General features: G+C 34.2%; 13 protein-coding genes. 7 read left to right on the forward strand and 6 right to left on the reverse strand.

The window, feature by feature from the left end:
• Positions 1-32: 32 nt before the first annotated feature.
• Complete coding sequence (locus P618_RS05625) at positions 33-968, reverse strand: L-threonylcarbamoyladenylate synthase (protein ID WP_021827320.1); 936 nt, start codon at positions 966-968, stop codon at positions 33-35.
• A 976-nt stretch (positions 969-1,944) separates the two neighbouring features.
• Between P618_RS05625 and P618_RS05630 the strand changes: the two genes are divergently transcribed.
• A complete protein-coding gene (locus P618_RS05630) occupies positions 1,945-2,565 on the forward strand; it encodes an alternative oxidase (RefSeq protein ID WP_021827319.1) in 621 nt (206 codons plus the stop codon).
• A 305-nt stretch (positions 2,566-2,870) separates the two neighbouring features.
• Here the strand turns inward: P618_RS05630 and P618_RS05635 are convergent, their stop codons facing one another.
• Both P618_RS05635 and P618_RS05640 read right to left on the reverse strand, forming a co-directional pair.
• The gene (locus tag P618_RS05635) at positions 2,871-3,875 is read right to left on the reverse strand and encodes a ribonucleotide-diphosphate reductase subunit beta (protein ID WP_052564169.1); all 1,005 of its coding nucleotides are present in this window, start codon (positions 3,873-3,875) and stop codon (positions 2,871-2,873) included.
• 70 nt (positions 3,876-3,945) lie between these two features.
• Positions 3,946-5,847 (reverse strand): ribonucleoside-diphosphate reductase subunit alpha, encoded by a 1,902-nt coding sequence (locus P618_RS05640; protein ID WP_021827316.1) that lies wholly within the window; start codon positions 5,845-5,847, stop codon positions 3,946-3,948.
• A gap of 1,988 nt (positions 5,848-7,835) precedes the next feature.
• On the opposite strand from P618_RS05640, the gene rpsT reads away from it, so the two are divergent.
• From rpsT to P618_RS05670, 6 genes are all read left to right on the forward strand, one after another.
• Positions 7,836-8,114: a 30S ribosomal protein S20 gene (rpsT, locus tag P618_RS05645; RefSeq protein WP_021827313.1), complete on the forward strand. Its 279-nt coding sequence runs from the start codon at positions 7,836-7,838 to the stop codon at positions 8,112-8,114.
• 43 nt (positions 8,115-8,157) lie between these two features.
• Positions 8,158-9,570, forward strand: coding sequence for a chromosomal replication initiator protein DnaA (gene dnaA / locus P618_RS05650; protein WP_021827312.1), 1,413 nt, complete (start codon positions 8,158-8,160; stop codon positions 9,568-9,570).
• A 32-nt stretch (positions 9,571-9,602) separates the two neighbouring features.
• Entirely contained in the window at positions 9,603-10,763 is a 1,161-nt protein-coding gene (dnaN, locus tag P618_RS05655; protein WP_156919033.1) for a DNA polymerase III subunit beta, read from the forward strand.
• A gap of 177 nt (positions 10,764-10,940) precedes the next feature.
• Positions 10,941-12,086: a succinyl-diaminopimelate desuccinylase gene (dapE, locus tag P618_RS05660; protein ID WP_021827310.1), complete on the forward strand. Its 1,146-nt coding sequence runs from the start codon at positions 10,941-10,943 to the stop codon at positions 12,084-12,086.
• A gap of 214 nt (positions 12,087-12,300) precedes the next feature.
• Positions 12,301-14,946: an alanine--tRNA ligase gene (gene alaS / locus P618_RS05665; protein ID WP_021827309.1), complete on the forward strand. Its 2,646-nt coding sequence runs from the start codon at positions 12,301-12,303 to the stop codon at positions 14,944-14,946.
• A 670-nt stretch (positions 14,947-15,616) separates the two neighbouring features.
• Positions 15,617-17,365: a P-loop NTPase family protein gene (locus P618_RS05670; RefSeq protein WP_021827308.1), complete on the forward strand. Its 1,749-nt coding sequence runs from the start codon at positions 15,617-15,619 to the stop codon at positions 17,363-17,365.
• Between the two features lie 238 nt (positions 17,366-17,603).
• On the opposite strand, the gene P618_RS08090 is transcribed toward P618_RS05670, so the two are convergent.
• The 3 genes from P618_RS08090 to lon form a co-directional block, all read right to left on the reverse strand.
• Positions 17,604-17,855, reverse strand: a complete 252-nt coding sequence (locus P618_RS08090) for an IS1 transposase (protein ID WP_021827307.1) — start codon at positions 17,853-17,855, stop codon at positions 17,604-17,606.
• Between the two features lie 579 nt (positions 17,856-18,434).
• On the reverse strand, positions 18,435-18,845 hold the full coding sequence (locus P618_RS05680) for a 23S rRNA (pseudouridine(1915)-N(3))-methyltransferase RlmH (RefSeq protein WP_021827305.1): 411 nt from the start codon (positions 18,843-18,845) through the stop codon (positions 18,435-18,437).
• The coding region (lon, locus tag P618_RS05685; protein WP_204365646.1) for an endopeptidase La at positions 18,842-21,236 on the reverse strand (2,395 nt) is incomplete at its 5' end. The genes lon and P618_RS05680, both read right to left, overlap by 4 nt.

Genomic DNA, 21,236 nt, shown 5'->3' on the forward strand with positions numbered 1-21,236 from the left:
TCTAATTTTTGTAACAAAAAATTTATTACGTTTTAATTTTTTTGTAGCGCAGCCCTCATCAGGCGATCATTAATGGCTTTACCTATTCCAAAACCAGGAATAGGTGTGACCCCAATACATGAGCATTGTGAAGAAAGATCTAACTCATGTAAAGCTGAAAAAATGCGGCGAGCTGCTTCTTCTAAATTTGCCTCTTCACTTAATTGCACAAAACATTTGCTATTTTCATTAATATGAATTTTACCAAACCCAATCACTCCCATTTCAGAAGGAAATGGCGCTAACACATTTAAAAACAATCTTTTTTTAGGTGCATAATGCTGAAAAGAAGAACCGGGAGTAATAATGTCTACGGAATTGTTTTCTTCAAAAATTATATTAGGAAAACGTTCAGAAAGTTTTTCTAGGGTCCAATATCCTGGACGCACAATAACAAAGGGATGTTGCCTTAAGTCAATAATAGTAGATTCTAATCCTATAGAGCATGCTCCCGCATCCAAAACGGGAATTTTACCTAAAAAAGCTCTATTTACGTGCTCTGCTGTTGTTGGACTTAAATTTCCTGAAAGATTTGCACTGGGAGCAGCAATTCCTCCTACTTTTTGTAACACATCATGCATAACCGGATGATTAGGAACACGTATAGCAACACTAGAAAGATTGCAGTGAGCTTTAGAAACTATTTTAGAATGTAAAGATTTTTGAACAATGACGGTTAAAGGTCCCGGCCAAATTTTACTTACGAGCTCTTTCCCCAAATGACAAAATATTCCTTCTTGCAGAGCCATTTCTTTAGTTGCGTAATGAATAATTAAAGGGTTTGTCATTGGACGTTGTTTAATGGCGTAAATTTTTTCTATCGCCTCGACGCTGTCTGCACGCCCTGCTAACCCATAAACTGTCTCTGTTGGAAGCCCAACTATTTGATTTTTTTGCAATAAAGAAATTGCTTCCGAAAATGTCAACATACGTTTCCTTGTGCTAAATACTTTAAGTCATTTAAATTGATCTTAGTAACGCACTGTGATATCGAAAATTACGTCTAATAGTATATCAGATTTTTGTAAACTCCGCACGCTGATATCGTATCCATAAAAAAATCTTTAAAAAAATGAATCTAATGAATTTTTTATTGAACAGCACTAATTCGACAAGTATTTTATCAATTCGTTTGTGTTCTACGAAAATAAAAATATCTAATTATTTTTAGAACAAATATTCAAATATATTGAAGAGTATAAAATTTGATTTTTTCTTGTTTTTTAAATTAAGTAAAACGTTTTTGGTATCAATCAAGAACACTTTAGTAAATTTTAAGTTGAAGTTTAAGAAAATCAGTATTATTTTTATAAAAAAATTCTAAAATCTTATAGTCATCAAGAGTCACTCTCTTCGATTAACTAAGTTCGCGCTTTACTTATTCACAAACCTAAGCTTGGTTTTATGTTAAAAAATAAACCTCTTAAACACTTAAGATTTAAAAAAAAATTAATTAAAGCGCATCGCTTCAATCATACGAAAAAATTTAAAATTTCTTACAAAACCTTCATGCAGAACATCATTTGTGTAACCTAGAGCATAGTAAAAACTTTATCTATACAAAGGGACAAGTCGAGGCTACATCATAAAAATATACTTTCAACAAATTTAAATTCGTAAATAATCAAATTTGATTCTCTATATATACGGAATATATTAAAAGTTTTTAATATTTTCATTCTATCAAAATATTTGAATTACTTCTTACACTTAACAAAAATTTCTGATAAGGTAAGCTATTAATTATAAAATATATAGACCTTATTTTAAAAAATGTAATTTATGATATAACTCTTGGATGATCTTTTTCGCAATAAAAATTACTAATTTTTTATAAAAAACAAATAAATAAACTTATTTGAAATATTATATCTGTTATTTATATAAAAAACACAAAAGGAGAAAATGATTTTGTTTTATGGATCTCATCGAAAGCCTACGAAATTTTCAGATTACATCGCTTTAGGCTTTTGTAAAATTTTTCGTTTTGGGGCAAATATCGTGTTAAGAAATAGACATGATCGTCGAGCCCTAATTATTGAAACTATCGCAGCCATTCCAGGAATAGTGGGAGGACTGTTTATCCATCTTAAATCTATTCGAAAACAGTGGGCAGATTACGGAAGAATCTACGCACTACATTCCGAAGCTGAGAATGAACGTATTCATTACCAAGTATTTTGTGAAATTTTACCGCCTAGATGGAAAGAAAAAATAATGATTTACTCCGGTCAGTTTTGCTTTTTTATATTTTTCTTTTTATTATATTTTTTTTCTCCTTACACCGCGCACCGAATGGTCGGATATTTTGAAGAAGAAGCAATTGATAGTTATAATAAATATTTAAAAGCTATTAATGATGGGATTGTTGAAAATACTTCTGCCCCTCTACTTGCTATTAATTATTGGAATTTACCTCAAACCGCTCGCTTAAAAGACGTAATAGAATCAGTAATTCAAGACGAAATTCGCCACAGAGACAACAATCATAAATTTGCCGATAATCCATTTTCTGGCTCAGAATAAAACACTCACTCAACCTTACAACACGCCACCTTGAAACAGAGGGGATTATGCGGTGTTCAAAACAAAAAAAATAGTACAAATAATACTTTTAGAGCGCAAAACTTGTACTCTTGCCCTGTATAGTCTCTACGTTTACCTATTATTATGGTGTACTTTTCACCAAAATCTAGCAGATCAACAATGACATTTGATCTCCTAAACAAAAAACCTAACATCATCATATGATTTGCTAAACGTAAACAAAAAATCAAATTTTTTCACACGTTTTTTAATTAAAAAACATAAAACGACTTCATTTTATTTTGTTAAGAAAATTGATTTTTATAATCCAACCCCGAAAACACCTCATCCCAAGTTCCTTGAGTGGAACTCTTTGCGTACTCGGTTGCCCTATTTTCAAAAAAATTCGTATACTCAATTCCGCTAAGCAAAGGATCGATCCACTCTAAAGGATTTTTCTGAACATGATATACAGGATTCATCAATAACTGCTCAAACCTTCGATCTGCAATATAATGTATGTATCCTTTAACCATTTCCGGAGTCAATCCCTCAACAGGCCCCTGCTCAAAAGCAAGATCAATAAATGCTTCTTCATGAGAGACCATAGTTTTTCCGATCAGCTCCACCTCGGCTTTCATAGAATCACTCCAAATTCCCGGATGCTCTCGCAAAATTGCATAAAACAAATTAAGCAAAGAATGAACATGAAGCGTTTCGTCACGCACAGACCAAGTAACGATCTGCCCCATTCCCTTCATTTTATTAAATCTTGGAAAATTTAGTAACATAGAAAATGAGGCAAACAACTGCAACCCCTCAACAAACGCAGCATATACCACCAATGTAATAAGTAAATCTTTCAACGTATCCTTATTTTTGAAACGTTTCATATAGTCCCACTTATTCTTCATTTCTTTGTATTGAAAAAATGCTTCGTACTCTATTTCCGGAATCCCAAGACTATCTAGAAGATAAGCATAAGCGGCAATATGCACAGTTTCCATATTTGCAAAAGAAACTAACATCATTTTTACTTCAGTAGGCTGAAAAATTTGAAGATAATAACTCGTATAGCATCCACCAACCTCGATATCAGACTGGGTAAAAAAACGAAAAATATTCGTCAACAAGTTACGCTCTTTATCAGTGAGTACGGACTTCCAATCCCGCACATCGCTATGAATAGGAACCTCCTCAGGAAGCCAATGCATTCGTTGCTGAACTTCCCAAGCTTCGTAAGCAAACCCATAACGAAACGGTTTATACACCGGGTTTTCTCTAAACAAAAAAGATCGACTATCTTTTATACTTGAGTGTTCTGAAACCCAATTTGATTTTACAGAATCTTTCGTCTGAACATCCACTGTTTTTTCTCCACTACTGACACACTAAGCAATTTTCATATTCTAACTGCAACATTCCGTTTTCAGAATAATATTTATCTACCATTGATGAAAAATTTTTTTGTGTTTGTTTTGCATCACGATGCGTTTCTCCAGATTTTAAAGATCTAGATCTTAAATAATATAAACTTTTTACTCCTTTTTTCCAAGCATTCCAGTGCGCATTATGCAAGTCGAGCTTAGACACATCTGGCGCAAAAAATAAATTAAGAGATTGCCCCTGATCTACGTAAGGCGTTCGATCTGCTGCAAGCTGAATTAAATCCTCTGGCCTAATTTCGTAAGCCGTTAAAAAGACCTCTTTTTCTTCTGAAGAAAGTATGTCTAAATGTTGAACAGAACCATCATTCGCTAAAATAGATTCCCAAACATCCTCAGTGTCCGCATTTTTTTTCTCTAAAAGCTCCACTAAGTATGGATTTTTTATAAAAAACAAGCCACTCATGGTCTTATGCGTATAAGCATTGGCAACAATAGGCTCAATTCCTGGAGAAGCCCCTCCACATAAAATAGAAATAGAAGCGGTAGGAGCCACAGCGGTAGCATAAGAAAAGCGCTCCATAACATTTTTTTCTTTAGCATCTTTACAAGGTCCCCGCTCTTGAGCCAAACGCTGAGAAGCGCTTTTTGCAGCTTGATGAATATGAGAAAAAATATGTTTATTCCATGTTTTAGCTAACAACCCGTGCATCGGTATTCCCAAAGATTGAAGAAACGAATGCCACCCCATGACCCCAAGTCCTACAGCTCTACCTTGTTGAACAGAATAAATTGCGTCTTTAAAAGACTCTGGAGCATTACACACAAAATCTTCCAGCACATTATCTAAAAATCGCAAACAGTCTTCAATAAAATATGGATCGTCCTTCCAATCTAAAAATTTCACCAAATTCACAGATCCTAAACAGCACACTGCTGTTCGATTCATTCCATGCTGATCTAAACCCGTAGGCAAAAAAATTTCCGTACACAAATTGGAAGTCTTTACTTCCAATCCCAGATCCTTTTGGTATTGAGGAATCGAAGCGTTGACGTGATCAATAAAAATAAGATAAGGTTCTCCAGTTTCCAATCGAATAGTTAACAGCTGCGCCCAAATTTCTCTTGCATCTATCGTTTCCACAATTTCTCGAGTCTGAGGATTGACAAGATTCCAGGGTTTTCCATATTGAACCGCATTCATAAAAGCGTCTGAAATCACAACTCCATGATTCAAATGCAATACTTTTCGCTGAGGATCCCCACCAGAAGGACGTCTAAACTGAATAAAATCTAAAATTTCAGGGTGAGAAATGGGTAAAAAAATAGCGGCAGCACCTCTTCGTACTCCTTGAGAAACACATTGGGTAATCGATTCTATAATTTTTGCAAAAGGAATCACTCCTGCAGATTCTTTCGTTCCGGTTCTTCCCGCCGGACGTACGTTTCCGAAATAACTACCAATTCCCCCTCCCCCTGCTCCCAAAAACATATTTTCAATCAAAAGTCTTGCAACAGAATCAAGAGTATCTTGAGCTTCATTTAAGTAACAGGATATAGGAAGATGCAAAGATGCAGCTTTTTTATGACCACGTCTATTTAATTCAATAACACCCGCATTTCCCAAGACAGGAGTTGCCGGCATAAACCAAAGTGAAGAAATGTAATTATACATTCGTTGTGCGTGAGAATTGTTGTCCGCATAAGAACTGGCAACACGCTCAAACATTTCTTGATAAGATTCCCCACCATAAAGGTATTGATTCCTCATCGTAATTTTTCCAAAATCCGTTAATAAAGAATCTTTTTCTACATCAATTTCTACAAATCCATTACGTAAAAAAGAATGGTTTGCAGTACGCAAAAAAGTTTTTTTAGTTTTTACATGAAACGTCATTGGATTTGCATCTTTCCAAAGATCAACTTTAAGGAGTTTATCACACTCTCTTTACAAAACCTAGAGCTTTTCGGATATAAATCATTTAAAATTACATCAAACACAATAACATTTCATTAATTAAAAGAGTTTAATTAATAAATATACAAAAAAAAGAAAAACTTTTATAGTTTTTACTTGTATTTTTTAAAATTTTTTGAAATATAAAAAGCGCACTAAAATTTTATAACCTATCGATTTTATTGATTATATTGATTTTTTAGAAGCACAAAATAATTTTACAAAACTAATTTAAACATAGATAAAAAATGTTGAGCAACTTTATTTTATCACTTTTTCTTTTTTTATTAAATACGCTTTACTTCTTGTCCCACCCCTCACGCGTTCCTAAAAAGCGCTGTTTTTCGAAAAAATATAAGATATGCAGATAAGATTTTTACAATCGTCCAACTCGTACTTCGTATTTGAAAATTTTGCACATGGACATAAAAATTTTTAGTATGTAAAGGCGGGAGAAAAAAAAGCTGAAAATGCGATCAGAATATATTCGTTTCCCGGAGAACTCCCCCTACTCTTATTTTTCTTTTAAAATAACCATAAGCTTTTACCGTTTTCGTAAAAAAACATAAACAGACCCTAGGCATAAAAATTTTCTGTTATTTTTTGGTTAACTTTCCTTGAATCTAAGCCGTTCTGTCATGCTTTATGCAAGTCAGAAGCCGTTTTTGAGATTCACGATTTCGAGATAAATTTTTGAGAAGTTCACGATGAGCCTTTGATGTATTACGCGTATTTTAAGCTTTCTAGCGTAAAGCGTTTTTTGTCCCCATAATAAAGATTTAGCGCCTTTGAGAGGGGATTCTGTAGCATCAATCATTACGCTTTCGATGCCTTTCCTTAGACATTTTTTTATCTTTGGCAATCACCACTATACAAAATTTCCAAAACGGCTCAAGGGACGCACACGGAAATCGTTTATCCCATTCACAATATGTAGCCCATAAAAATCTGACTCAGCTTCGATCGACATCAAAACCATGTTTAGAGGGCTAATTTATAGTCAGGATTAGGTCGTTTATAGCCTAAAATGACCACTGCTTCCATTGTTTCGATATTGTTTGAAAAAATTGTATCTCATTGGTCTGTGCTGATACTAAAAAGATACTGAAATATCTGATTTTTTTTCCAATCTTCGTATGATCTTAAAACATGGTGATCTGAACTGTAATTGGTTACCCCTATTGATACATACATTCCACTAAAATTACTTTTCACGCAGTATCTCTACTTCAATATACACAGAAAGTACAAAAAAATAAGCTATTCTTTGATTCACTTAACGCAGTATAAAAATTTTTTTAGGTATTTGTCGCAGAAATGAATATCTTGATTCAATGAATGTTGTCAAAATTCACTGGTTTCTTGTCAAAACTCACTGATTATCTTGTTTTTTGACACTTGGAAGCTGTACTACTTTTACTCGACAAAGGGCGAATTTGTGAAAAATGAAAGAAGTTTATTAAAGCCAAAAACCTCTGGCATTTCTCATCTAAAATCGGACGAAAAATATCAGCTCACACCTTTTGCTTCTTTACAGCCCCCTCCTAAAATGCGAAAAAATTTTAATCTAAAAGTTATTTGCTCACTAAGTTCGCTTAGGATTTTTTTTATATTTTTCATGAACCGAAAAAAGAGGAAATACGTGAAAATTTTTAAAAAATCCATAAGCTTCCATTAATAAAAAAAGCGTATGAACCGTTCATAAAGTATACCTTGAGCAAACAATAATTTCAGTTCCCCCTTCCTATACGTTCTCTGTTAAAGTTTCTATTAAAATTTTGTTTATGATCAAATTGTTACGCATGAGATTGAAGTAAAATTTTTCTTATCCACACGCCCTTCACTGGTTTGACGCGCTTCATGCCCATTGATTTTTTTTCAAAAATATCTTATTATGTAAAAAGATTGTAAAACGTAAAAGTGTTATTATGCCATACCACATTTCTGCAAAAAAAAGATTGCGTCGGGATGCGCGTGTCCGCCAGCAAAACCACTCAAATTTGCATCGTTTGCGTACTTTTTTGAAAAAGACTCGCCAAGTTTTGTCTGCTTCTTCTGATGTTGTTGATTTGAATGAAGCGCAAAAAGAGGTTCGTTTGACTCAAAGTATTATCGCAAAATCTGCGGCAAAAAAGATTATCCATCCCAGAAGCGCAGCGCGCCGTATAAGTCGTTTAATGAAAAAATTAAATGCTATTGCTTCTTGATAAAAATCAGGTGAAATTTTTTCTTTAAATTAGGGGATTTATTATGAATTTGGATTCAGTTTTATTCACAAAGGAGGTGTGTCCAGATTCATCTGGTCCAGAGTGGAGGTCGTTATTATCTGAGTATTTTGGTCAATCCGTGTATAGGGACTGGTTTGCTCAGTTAAAGACAAAATCTTTTAAAAATGGAGTTTTGTCGCTTTGCGCTCCTTCTTTGTTCGTGAAAGATTGGATTGAAAAGCATTATTTAGATTTAGTTCTTTCGCTTTTAAAGCGTAAATTTTCTCAGTGTGTTCATATTTTATTAATCGTAGAAGATGAAGTTTCTTACGGCTTAGAACAACAGGATCAAGATGAGCCTCTTTCTTTACATCAAGAATATGCAGCAGGAACGTTAAGAGAAAGTCAGTCAACTTCTCAAGAATTTTCTTTATCTGGGTATGCGTTAGATCCTAAATTAACTTTTGATAATTTTATCGTTGGAAAACCTAACGAATTTGCACATGCTGCAGCACGAAGAGTTGCAGAATGTGACGACGCTATATATAATCCGTTATTTTTGTATGGCCCTGTTGGTCATGGAAAAACTCATTTAATGCACAGCATTGCCCATCATATCTTAGAACGATCTCAGTATAAAAAACGTGTACTTTATCTTTCTGCAGAAAAATTTATGTACGATTTTGTGCGATCTTTGAGATATAAAAACGTTATGGCTTTTAAAGAGCATTTTCGTTCCGTTCATGTTTTGATTATTGATGATGTGCAATTTATCAGTGGAAAAGATTCTACTCAAGAAGAATTTTTTCATACGTTTAATGCACTAGTTGATCAAAAACGTCAAATTATTATTTCTGCTGATAAATCTCCTACGGACTTAGATCTCAAAGAGCGTATGAAATCTCGATTAAGTTGGGGATTGGTTGCAGATTTGCATCCAACAACCTATGAGTTGCGCTTGGGCATTCTTCAGTCAAAAGCTGCTTCTTTGGGAATATCCGTAGATCAAAAAATTTTAGATTTTCTTGCAAGCAAGATTTCGTCCAATGTGCGAGAACTAGAAGGTGCTTTACTTCGCGTATCTGCACACGGAAGCTTGGTGGGAAAAACATTGACGCTTACTTTGGTACAAGAAATTTTAAAAGATGTGTTACGTCCTTATGAAACAGAATTGACAGTAGAATTTATTCAGAAAAAGGTTGCGGAATTTTATAATTTAAAAGTTTCCGATTTGAATTCTGCCAAAAGATTAAGAAATATTGTGCGCCCGCGTCAATTAGCCATGTACTTAGCAAAACAACTCACAACTGCTTCCTTGCCTTATATTGGAAAATGCTTTGGAGGAAGGGACCATACTACAGTTATTCACGGAATTTCTACTATCGAAAATTTATTACAAAAAGATAAAGTTTTACAAGAAGATGCTGCGCTCTTGCGTAAAACCTTTGAACGTTGATATATTAAGAAATACTAGAGACACATCATGATTTGGAACCGTTTATGAGAATATGTGTAGAAAAAACAGCTTTTTTTAAAATTCTAACTCACCAACAGTCGTTGATCAATAAAAGAAGCACGACGGTTCCTGTTTTATCTCATGTTCTTATTAAAGCACATTATTCAGATCAGGGCGATCCTATTGTATCTGTTCATGGAACAGATATGGAGATGAGTTTGTGGGAAAAAGAAATCATTAAACCTTTTGAATCCCCAGGAGCAAGTGTCGTATGCGCACACCTTCTTTGTGAAATTGTGCGAAAAATTGATGATCAATGGGTCACCTTAGAGTCATTTGAGAACCATATAACTATTCAAGGTGGCGCTGCGGAGTTTCACTTACCTACCCTTCCCGTTGCTGAATTTCCATTCATGGAAACTCAAGATCTGCCTTTTGAGCTTCTCATTCATCCTGGGGTATTGGCAGATGTAATCAAAGATACAAGCTTTTGCGTTGCTACAGAAGAAACGCGTTATGCACTGGCAGGAATTTGCTTTCATTTTCGAGAAGACACGCAACACCAACTCTCTTGTAATGTTGTGGCAACCGACGGGCATCGTCTTGCTTTAAGTCGATTAACCGATATTCGTATGAATCAATCAGCAGCTATATCTGGAACTGCATCTCTTTTAGTCATTGGAAGACGCACAGTACAAAGTATGTTGCGATTATTAGAAAGCGATAGTGGGGAAACCGTTTCTTTTCGATTTTCTGCAAATCAAGTATCTATACAAGGAGAAAAATTTCAATTTTTCTCCCGTTTGTTAATCGATCGTTTTCCTGACTACATCGGAGCTATTCCTAAAAATCATCTTTTTCGCGTTCAGTTTGACCCAAAAGAATTAATGAAAACATTAGATCGTGTAAGTATGGTCATTGAAGAGCGCACTCGATCCGTTAAACTAGCTTTTTGTAAAACTGGATTAACCGTATCTGCCCATAGCTCTCAAGGATCAGCGAAAGAAGTTATCAAAATTTCCTATGACGGAGAAGATTTTAGCTTAGTATTTAATGCTCGGTATCTTTCAGAAATTTGTCAACATGCTCGCGGAAATATAATGACAATTGAGGGGACTAAAAATCAAAATCCCGTCTTATTTCAAGAAAATAATAGAGATGCATTATATGTTTTGATGCCTATTTCTGCATAAATTGTTTAATTTTTATATATTTTCTGGGCTCGTTCGTAAAAAAAACACGTTGTTTTTCTAAAGGTCGTATAAGTCATCGTCAAAAATACGAGTAACTATTAAACGTTTTGATTGTTGACTTAAAAAATAAAAACTATTACGATTTAATTAAGGATTTAAAACACATACGCATTAATCATGTCATTTTCTCTTGAAACGTCTCCTCTTACATTGGCATGTCAGTTAATGAGCGTTGAAAGCGTCACCCCTAACGATGGCGGTATCTTTTCTCAGCTTATAAAAATATTTTCAGCTTCTACAGATCAGATTTATTGCATCGAATGGGGACAAACAAAAAATCTTTATGTTCGTTGGGGAACTTCAGGGCCTCATATGTGTTTTGCAGGACATGTGGATGTTGTTCCTCCTGGTGATTCTGCTTTATGGTCATTTCCTGCATTTCAAGCAACGCACCTAAATGGATGGATATACGGAAGGGGAGCAGCAGATATGAAGGGAGCTATAGGCTGTTTTTTATATAGTTTATGGAAACATTTAAAAAATAATTCTATACAAGGTTCTTATAGCATTTTGTTGACAAGCGATGAAGAGGGGCATGGAATAGATGGAATCCAAAAAATGGTCCCCTGGTTACAAGAAAAACAAGAAAAAATTGATCATATTTTGATTGGAGAGCCCACAGGAAGTAAAGTAGGAGAAGTATTGCAAGTGGGACGAAGAGGAAGTATAACAGGAACGTTAACTTTCTCAGGTATACAAGGACATATTGCGTATCAAGATCTATGCGACAATCCGATGCCTCGATTTATTCACTGTCTTTCTGAGTTAATTTCGTGCCCAATAGATTTGGGAGATTCTCAGTTTGAGTGCTCTTCTTTTCATCTGATTGGAGTAGAACCAGTAGCTATTGCGATGAACGTGTCTCCGGCATATGCGAAAGCTCAATTTGGGGTAAGATTTAATGCCCATCAAAATTTTGACTCAATCTCTGAATATCTTCATCATGTTTGCCAAAAACATTCCTCTTCTTATCTTCTTGACTTAACGTTTCACGGATCTGAATTTTTGACCCAAGATTTAGCGTGGATAACATGCGTTTCTTCTGCCATTGAACACGTCATAGGATTAAGCCCAAAATTAACAACAAGGGGAGGAACGACAGATGGAAGATTTTTAAAAAATCTCGCCCCAGTTTTAGAAATAGGAATGCCTGAAACAACGATTCATCAAGTAAATGAACGTGTGCGTGTAGAAGATTTTGAATGCCTTTCCTCTATTTATACGCAGATCTTGCAAGAATATGAAAAATTTTATCGTATTTAAGTATTTATTCCTTTCTTTAAACACGTAAAATTCGTACAATTTTTCGACATAATAATGTTGTTAAAATATTGTTGTCAATTTATCTTAGCTTATTATTCAAAATTACAATTGAGTTTGTATAAATTCTATTTTTATAAATCTTTTGCATTATTTCATTAAAAGAATCTTAAATGTTTAAGATAGTAGTTCCGTTCCTATCTTTTTTCAACATGATATGTTAGAATTAACGCCAGAAATTTATAATGAAATGTGTATAATGAAAATTGTTGATATTCGAAGCGCTTTCCTAGACAGTTTTCAGTCCTTAGGGCATCAAATTGTGCCTTCATCAGGGCTTGTGCCTGACAACGATCCAACTTTGCTTTTTACTACCGCAGGGATGGTTCAGTTTAAAGATATTTTGATGGGAAAAGAAAAAAGATCTTACAGCACAGCAGTGACGTGTCAAAAATGTGTACGCGCTGGAGGAAAGCACAACGATTTAGAACAAGTGGGATATACTGCGCGACATCATACTTTTTTTGAAATGTTAGGAAATTTTTCTTTTTCAGATTATTTTAAGGAGCATGCCATTGAGTATGCTTGGAGTTTTCTCACAAAGCACTTAAAGATCCCAAAAGAAAAACTTTACGTCACCGTTTACCATACAGATACGCAGTCAGCGCAATTGTGGAAAAAAATTGCAAATTTTTCAGATTCACGCATTTTATTTATAAAAAGTCAAGATAATTTTTGGGCTATGGGAGATACAGGTCCCTGCGGACCATGCTCTGAAATATTTTTTGATCATGGTTCTCATATTTCAGGCGGTCTTCCAGGAACTGCTCAACAAGACGGAGATCGCTTTGTTGAGTTATGGAATTTGGTATTTATGCAGTTTGAGCGCACACTTCAGGGCGACATCCCTTTGGAGCGTCCGTGCATTGATACCGGAATGGGATTGGAACGTATCGCGGCAGTTATGCAAGGAGTTCATGATAATTTTCATACTGACGGACTTTATCATATGATAAAAACTTCAAAATTATTATGCCCTAACGCTTCTTCTAAAGCGTTTTCAACTGAAGATATTCCTCACCGAGTTTTGGCAGATCATGTACGCAGTGCAAGTTTTTTAATGGCAGACGGGGTCTTACCATCTAATGAAGGAAGAGGGTATGTATTACGACGGATCGTTCGTCGAGCACTACGATTTGGATCGTATATCAACGCCCCCTTAGATCATTTGTCAGAGCTTGCACCTTATCTTATTCACGACATGGAAAAAACTTATCCAGAGCTCCTTCGCGCAGAAGCATTGATCAAAAAAACACTACTCCATGAAGCTGAGCGCTTTGAACATATTTTAGCAAAAGGAATGCGGCTTATTCAAGAAAGCAAATCTTGTATTCAAGAAGGGGTGTTTCCTGGAGAGAAAGCTTTTCAGCTCTATGATACTCATGGTGTTCCCATAGATTTAATACAAGATATTTTGTCTGACGAAGGAATTACTGTAGACCATGAAGCGTTTGAGGTATGCTTAGAGACGCAAAAAGCTTCATCTCGTCAATATTCTCTTGGAAGCCAAGGAAGCGTTTTTCGCGATGAAGAAACTGAAAATTTTTGGAATTCGGTAACTCAAGCTCATCATCCTAGTGAATTTTGCGGATATCATGCGCTAGAGCACGAAGATTATATTCAACTTATCCTAGACCCTAGTGAAAAAAGTCCTTTGGTAGAACTAAAACATTCTGGATGTGTCGTAACACAAACTACCCCGTTTTATGCTGAATCTGGAGGACAAATTGGAGATAAAGGCTGGATTAAAGGCCCTCATGGAGTAATGGAAGTATCGCATACTGAAAAACGTAATCATGTATTTATCCATCACGGGACAATGCAGCAAGGAACTTTAAAAGAGGGTGATTTGGTGATTTTAAGTGTGGATGCTTTCTATCGAAAAAAAGTTCAAAGTAATCATTCGGCAACACACTTGTTACACAGCGCTTTGCGTCATGTATTAGGCGCGCATGTGACTCAAAAAGGATCATTGGTAACTCCGGAGCGATTGCGTTTTGATTTTTCACATATAGTTGCCATGTCAGAAGAGGAATTAGCTCAGGTCGAAGAATGGGTCAATGAGAAAATTTGGGAAAATCTTCCTGTTAAAGCCTCAGTCATGCCCCAAGATTTAGCATTAAAATCTGGAGCTATGGCATTATTTGGAGAAAAATACACGCAAGAGGTTCGTGTGGTTTCTATAGGGACGGATACAAAAATTTCTATGGAGCTTTGCGGAGGAACTCATGTTGATCGAACAGGAGAAATTGGATTTTTTAAAATTATACACGAAAGCAGTGTTGGATCGGGGCTTAGAAGAATTGAAGCAGTTACACAAAGTGCAGCATTTCAGTACATACAAAAGGTAACTACAGAACAAAAACGAATGGCGCACTTGCTTAAAACGACTCCGCTTGAGTGCGAAGAAAAAGTGCGAAATCTATTTTTTTCTTCTAAGCAACCTTCTCTTATTTCTTGCAAGGTAGAGCGCTTTTTGTATAAAAATGGAATACTAGCTTGGGCTATAGTGCAGAATCAAGATCATAAATCTATAAAAAATTGGATTGATACGCTTTTTTCTAAATTAGAATTTGATACAGGAATCTTTTGGCTTGTTACTGAAGATAAGCAAAGCGTTTATCTTTCAGTACAAAATCATTGTGAGAAAAAACTGAGCGCTCTTGATGCATTAAAAGAACTGTACCACGCATGCAATATTGAAGCTAAAGGAGGAGGATGTAAAAACTTAGCGCAAGGAAAATGGATAAAAGAAATATGCAAAATAAATGCAGTTCATCAATTAGCAAATTTTCTGAGTTAAACGAGTGAAATATTCACTTAAAAATTATCACCGAAGCCAAAAAAACGTATGCAATAATAAAAAAAGAAATAAGAAAACAAGTTAAAAAATTTTTATTATAAGGAAAGATTGCCAATGGCATGAAAGTATACTCAAGAGGATAACGTAAAAATTCATCCTTGTTCGTTCTTCTTTTTTGGAGGACTTTCTTTGTCTTATGGTGGCTGAGCACTTCTGCATGAACGATGTAGGAAAAGAATGATAGTTCTAATAAACTTTTTAATGATTATAGTCACCCTACAATAGGATTAAATCTAAGGTCGAAATTTAAAATTTTTGCTTCTATTTCTGCACGTATCAAGGATGATTTAAAATCGTTCAATTTGAGAACATTTTCATTTATTTCATTTGAAAATCCTTGGATTTTCTTGAATTTCTTTTTTTGTAATTCAGATTGACTATAGAGTTTTTGTGCGCCTTGATATTCGGTATCTGTGATGACTTTAATCTCAGGACGAATATAAGTTTTTGACTATTTAGAAAACCTAAAATTTCATCACTTACCATTTGACACTACTGTGCAGATCACGTAAAAACATAAAAATTGTATTGATTTTGATTGGAAATTAGTATAATACAATACATTGCGTGAATTTAAGCGTTGTAGACAGTGATTTTTTTCAATCCACATATGTTGTTTTTATTTTTTTTACTAATTTCACAGGTTTCTTTTTCAGAACTTAATAAAGAAGGTCTGATTTCCGATATCGAAAAAATAGATACTTTTTTAGCACAATCTTTAAAAGAAAATTTTCGTTGGAGTTTAATAAGAGACTTTCTAAATTCTCAAAAACCTTCAGATATCAAACAAGTGTTTTGGAACGCTTTACTCAACAATAACGCATTGAATCTTAACATAGGAATAGGAAGTGCAGGATTTATAGAGTGTGCTCATCATTACGCCAATGAATTCGTGAAAAAAAATTCAGGTAACATTTTATCATGTGTAAAAAAATATTTAAAAAATCATGGAGAGGCAGGAATAGAGTGGGTAATTTGCGCGTATATCAAGAAAAGTTTAACACCAAGAGAAGATTTAAAACAGGCTCTTGATGATGATGAAATATTTATCGTCTTAGACAAAATACAGCATTTTCGAAAAATGAATTCTTTTGTATTGAAAATTAGTTACGGAATGATAGCTGTTGTATTGGCTTGCGTAGAAAAATGCGGATGGGAAACTGCACAAGAGCTCCTAATAAAAAATCAAAAAATACGTTCCCAATTCACTAGATATGATCTCATTAAGTTATTTCAAATTTCTTTGGGAGAAAACAGTGAGGCGCGCAAAAATACACTCAGAAGTAAAGAAATATTTGAACTCGTAAAAATCAAAAATGATAAAAATTTATTTGAGTGCTTCGTAAACTACGTTTTATCAGAGAAAGGAATTCAAGATAAAAATTTTATAGAAAATGAAATTATTGGCTCAAATAAAAATGAAGAATACTCTATAAATTTTTGTTGTTTATTTGTACCTTTTATCGAAAACAATGATACAGAATTTGTAAAAAATATGTTACAAAATCATCAAGTGATGGAGCGTATTTTAGGAGGTGATCTCTGCAAAATTTTATGCAAATTTGTCGCAAATAACGATGCTGAATTTGCAAAAGATACGATCAAAAAAATTCTGAATAATACAAGAATTATGAATGAAATGGGAGAATGCGATTGGACACAAATTTTGTACACTTTCATTAATCATAATCACACTGAATTTGCAAAAGAAATATGGAAGAATCGTGAAATTTTTAATAAAATTCTTAAAAATAGTTTCCATTTAAGTGAAATTTTATGTGCTTTTATTAACAATGATGAATCTGACTTTGTAAAAGAAACTCTGGAATGTAAAAAAATTTTTCATGAAATCTCAAATAATTCCGAAACTTTAAGTAAAATTTTATGCGATTTTATCCGAAATGGTGATACGAAATTCACAAAAGAAATTTTGCAATATAAAGAAGTTTTAGATAAGTTTCGTCATAATCCTTTTATATTCAAGCGCATCTTTTGCGATTTTATCCATAATGGAGAGTCCGAATTCGTGAAAGAAAAATTAAAAAGCACAGAAATTCTTGAAATTTTTTCTAAACACGGCGCTGAAGCACTAGAAAAAATTTTAATAACTTTCCTTTATAAAGAGGAATTTGAATTTGTTAAACTTATCATAGAAAAATCGTCGATATCTAAACTATTTTCAGAAAAGTTTTTGGATAAGCTTTTAATTATTTTTACCCAAAAAAATAAATTAAATTTTTTAGATAGATCTAAATATGATACAGAATCTTTACTGTATAAAAAAACAAATCAATTTTTAGAAATGTCTGCATTTAATGCTCAGCCACTTCGAGTTGCTTCATTAAAAGATCAGCGATAACTTTTACTACGTTTTTGGACAAAATAATTTAAAGTCCTAAATGAAGTGCCTCACGCAATCTATTATGTTGAGTTTAGAGAAAATAAGCCTACAAAGAGAAAAGAAATTAAAGTAATGTTAATCACGAAGATTGGCAGTAATACCAGAGATGTAGTCAATTAAGTTAAAAATTAAGTTGAAATTTTCGTACAAAAAGCCTCAAAAACGTTGAAAATTTATCGATACGTTATAAAAACTATTATTTTTGAGAGTTTTCACCTAAAGATAGGAATGTTTTTTCATAGTGATTAAAGATTTCTGGTGTCGTAAGCGCACACCAAAGCTTAATTGATCCGTATACCATAAATTCCTTCTTGGAAACTACTTTAGTAGGTCTTGTCATTCGTCCTAAGTGATGTCTTGTATTACTATTATCTGCTCTATACAGTTCCTGATTTTTCAATACTATGGCGGTTTTTTGGTAGAACTTTAGAGAAAGCATCCCAATCATCAGTATAAAATGTGCAATTTTTCAGATGTTTGACTTTTTCGTAAAGTCGTCTGAACGTTTCAGCATCACGATTCCCTGTAACCTAGGAAACTCTTCTCCGTGCGCTACGAGCAACGGCTTTGATAATCCAGAGTTTTTGATTTTTTTTTGGAAAAAATGCTACATTTCATCAAATTCCATTGCTTGAATGTGACCTGAAACCTCAGATTTTTGTATTTTTTTCATCTCTGCCACCCCCCACTTTGTATATAATAGAAGCAGAATGTCCAAGAATTTTACCCATCATGTTAAAAGATGCCTTAGCTAAAGAGTATAAAATGACGCATAAGGCTTTTTTGATAGCCGTCTCCCTTTTTTCCCCTCTTGTCACCTTTAACAAAGTTATAACCTTATTCCTTACACTTATAGCTCTGAACCTTGCGTACTATACCGTTCCTTATGCAGTTTTCGGAATTACAACTATATAGTCGTATTTTGACATAAATCTATCTAAACGTCAAAACTCTCAAAATTTTAACTTAATTTATCATAAATTATCTTTCCGAAAATGTGATTCTCTTAATCTGTCTGACGATAAAATTAGGTACAACTATAAGGATGGTTTGTTTGAGCTAAAATTTTTCGATACAATTGTTCTAAAAGCATAGCACGAGCAAAAATATGAGGCCAAGTCATTAATCCAAAAGACCACATTTCATTACTTTGATCCAAAATATATTCTGGAATTCCATAAGATTCCCCTATAAAAAAACATAAATGATGCGGCATTAAAGTATCTAGCTTTTTCCATAAATCTTGACTGCTGTATTGAACTCCCTTATGATCTAACACAACCCATATTTGAGATTTTAGTTTTATAATACGTTTCCACTGCTTTCCTTCTATTTCTTGAAGAACAACCAAAGAACCAAGACGTTTAAGATATGTCTTACATACGTCATCCCAAGGAGATTTTATTTTTCCACCCGCGTAAATTGTCCAACGAATCATAGTTTACCGTAATCAGGAAAAAGATGAGAAACTGCTTGGTGAATATGTCGCACAAAAACAAGATTTAATTTTTGTTTTACTTCTTCTGGAATATCATCTAAATCTTGTCGATTACGCTCTGGTAATAAAACTGTATCGATTTCATGATTTACTGCCGCGATAAGTTTTTCTTTTAGTCCTCCAATACGTAAAATCTCTCCTTTTGTTGTGATCTCCCCCGTAACAGCTGTCGTACTTGGAACCGGTTTTTTAGAAATTAAAGAAAGTAATGTTAAAAAAATTCCAGCACCTGCAGAAGGACCATCTTTTGGAATTGCATTCTCTGGAAAATGCACGTGAATATCTTTTTCTATAAAAAATTGCGGATCTAAATGATAATACTCTATGTTTTCTTTCAAACAATTTAAAGCAACTTGAACAGATTCTTTCATAATGTCTCCTAACTTTCCAGTCAAGAACGTTTTTCCTTTACCTATAACTTGAACAGCTTCTATTTTCATGATGTCTCCCCCGACTTCAGTCCAGGCAAGACCGGTCATAACTCCAATTTCTTCAGGTTGATTGTAAAGATTTTTAGGAGGGTATAAGGGAGTTCCCAAATATTCAGAAAGTTGGTCACGATCAATAATTTCCCCCTCAAGTATTCCTCTTTCTAACTTTAATATCACTTTTCTTGCCAAAGCATCTATTCTCTCTTTTAATCCACGAACACCTGCTTCTTTTGGCGTATATTGTATTAATAAATCATAAAGAGCCGAAGAAGTTAAAGAAAATTGCTCTTCTGTCAAACAATACTCTTTCATAATTTTAGGAATTAGATGGTGTTGAGCAATTTGAATCTTTTCCTGAGTCGTATACCCTGATAAATGTATCAATTCCATGCGATCTCTAAGCGGTGCTGGAATATCATATTTTTTATTAGCGGTTGCGATAAAAAAAATTTTTCTCAAATCGTAAGGAATTTCAAGATAATGATCTCTAAATTCACTATTTTGCTCTGGATCCAATACTTCCAAAAGTGCAGCATAGGGATCTCCTCTACGATCTGCTCCAAGTTTATCGATTTCATCTAAAAGCAAAACAGCATTAGATCCAGGGCGATGCCTCCCTTTCTCTCGTCCTTGAAGTGCTTTTAATATTCTTCCAGGCGTTGCTCCAATATACGTTCTGCGGTGACCTCGAATTTCTGCCTCATCTCCACACCCCCCCAAAGCAATAGAAGTAAAATCTAAATTTAAAGCTTTAGCAATGGCTTTAGCAACAGAAGTTTTACCTACACCAGGAGGACCAACAAAACACAACACAGCACCTTGATCTGTTTTACGACGTCGATGAACGGCTAAAAATTCTAAAATTCGCTCATTCACTTTTTCCATTCCGGAATGACTTTTTTCTAAAACTTTGTTAGCTTGATTCAGATCTTTATTCAAAGGATTTACTTTTTTCCAAGGAAGACTAATCAAAAATTCTAAATAGCTCAAAATTCCAGATATTTCTGGAGAAGACTGTGGTAACAAACGCAACTTTTTTAACTCATTTTCTGCTTGTTTTTTAGCTTCCTGAGTTAAATGTTTCGCATTTTGAATTTTTTTCTCCATATCATAATATAAATTCTGGTCCTCAGATTCTCGCTTTATAATTTCTTCCTTTGTCTTTCTTACGTATTCTTGGTAATCATTACGCATTTTTTGCGCTGCTTTAATACTTAAGGTTTCCTTAAATTTACCGATGCTTACCTCAAAACTCAACCACTGAATAAGAATTTTCATTCGCGCAACCAAACTATCTGATTGTAAAATTTTTTGCTTTTTTTCTATATCATGAATATTGCCCGAAATTTTGTATACAATTTGCTCAATATTAACAAACTCTTTTTCTTCAATCGCTAAAGCACGATGCGTAGTATCTTGAGAATTTAACTTAAGATATTGCTCTAAATAATCTCTCAATACCCTAAACGTGGCTTCAATTTTTGCCGGAGCTTCTTCTAAAGTATGTAAAGGAACAGCCGTACAACGTTCAGAATCTTCTACACAATTTACCTGAACACGCTGTAATCCCTCAAGAACCACCTGGCAATCATTATGAACGAATATAGACTGACGTAGACGACACAAAGTCCCTACAGGAAAAAGTTTCGAAGTTTTCTTATCTGATTTATTTTTAGAGCACAAAACCACGTAACGATCTTCTACTGGTTGCTTTGAAACGTTCTGAACAATTTCAGAAGAGGGTGCATGCTTTATCGCTAGAACTCCAGCGGTAAAAGGAAAGAAAACGACATCTTCCGATATAATGATTGGGTATTCTTTGACAGATTCAGAGTCAAACACTTTGTGGCTCCAAAAACATATTATTGCGGATTGTAGCACAAAAGGCGCGTTAAATCCA

The sequence above is a fragment of the Holospora obtusa F1 genome (assembly GCF_000469665.2).
In the GTDB taxonomy this organism is placed as follows: Bacteria; Pseudomonadota; Alphaproteobacteria; order Holosporales; family Holosporaceae; genus Holospora; species Holospora obtusa.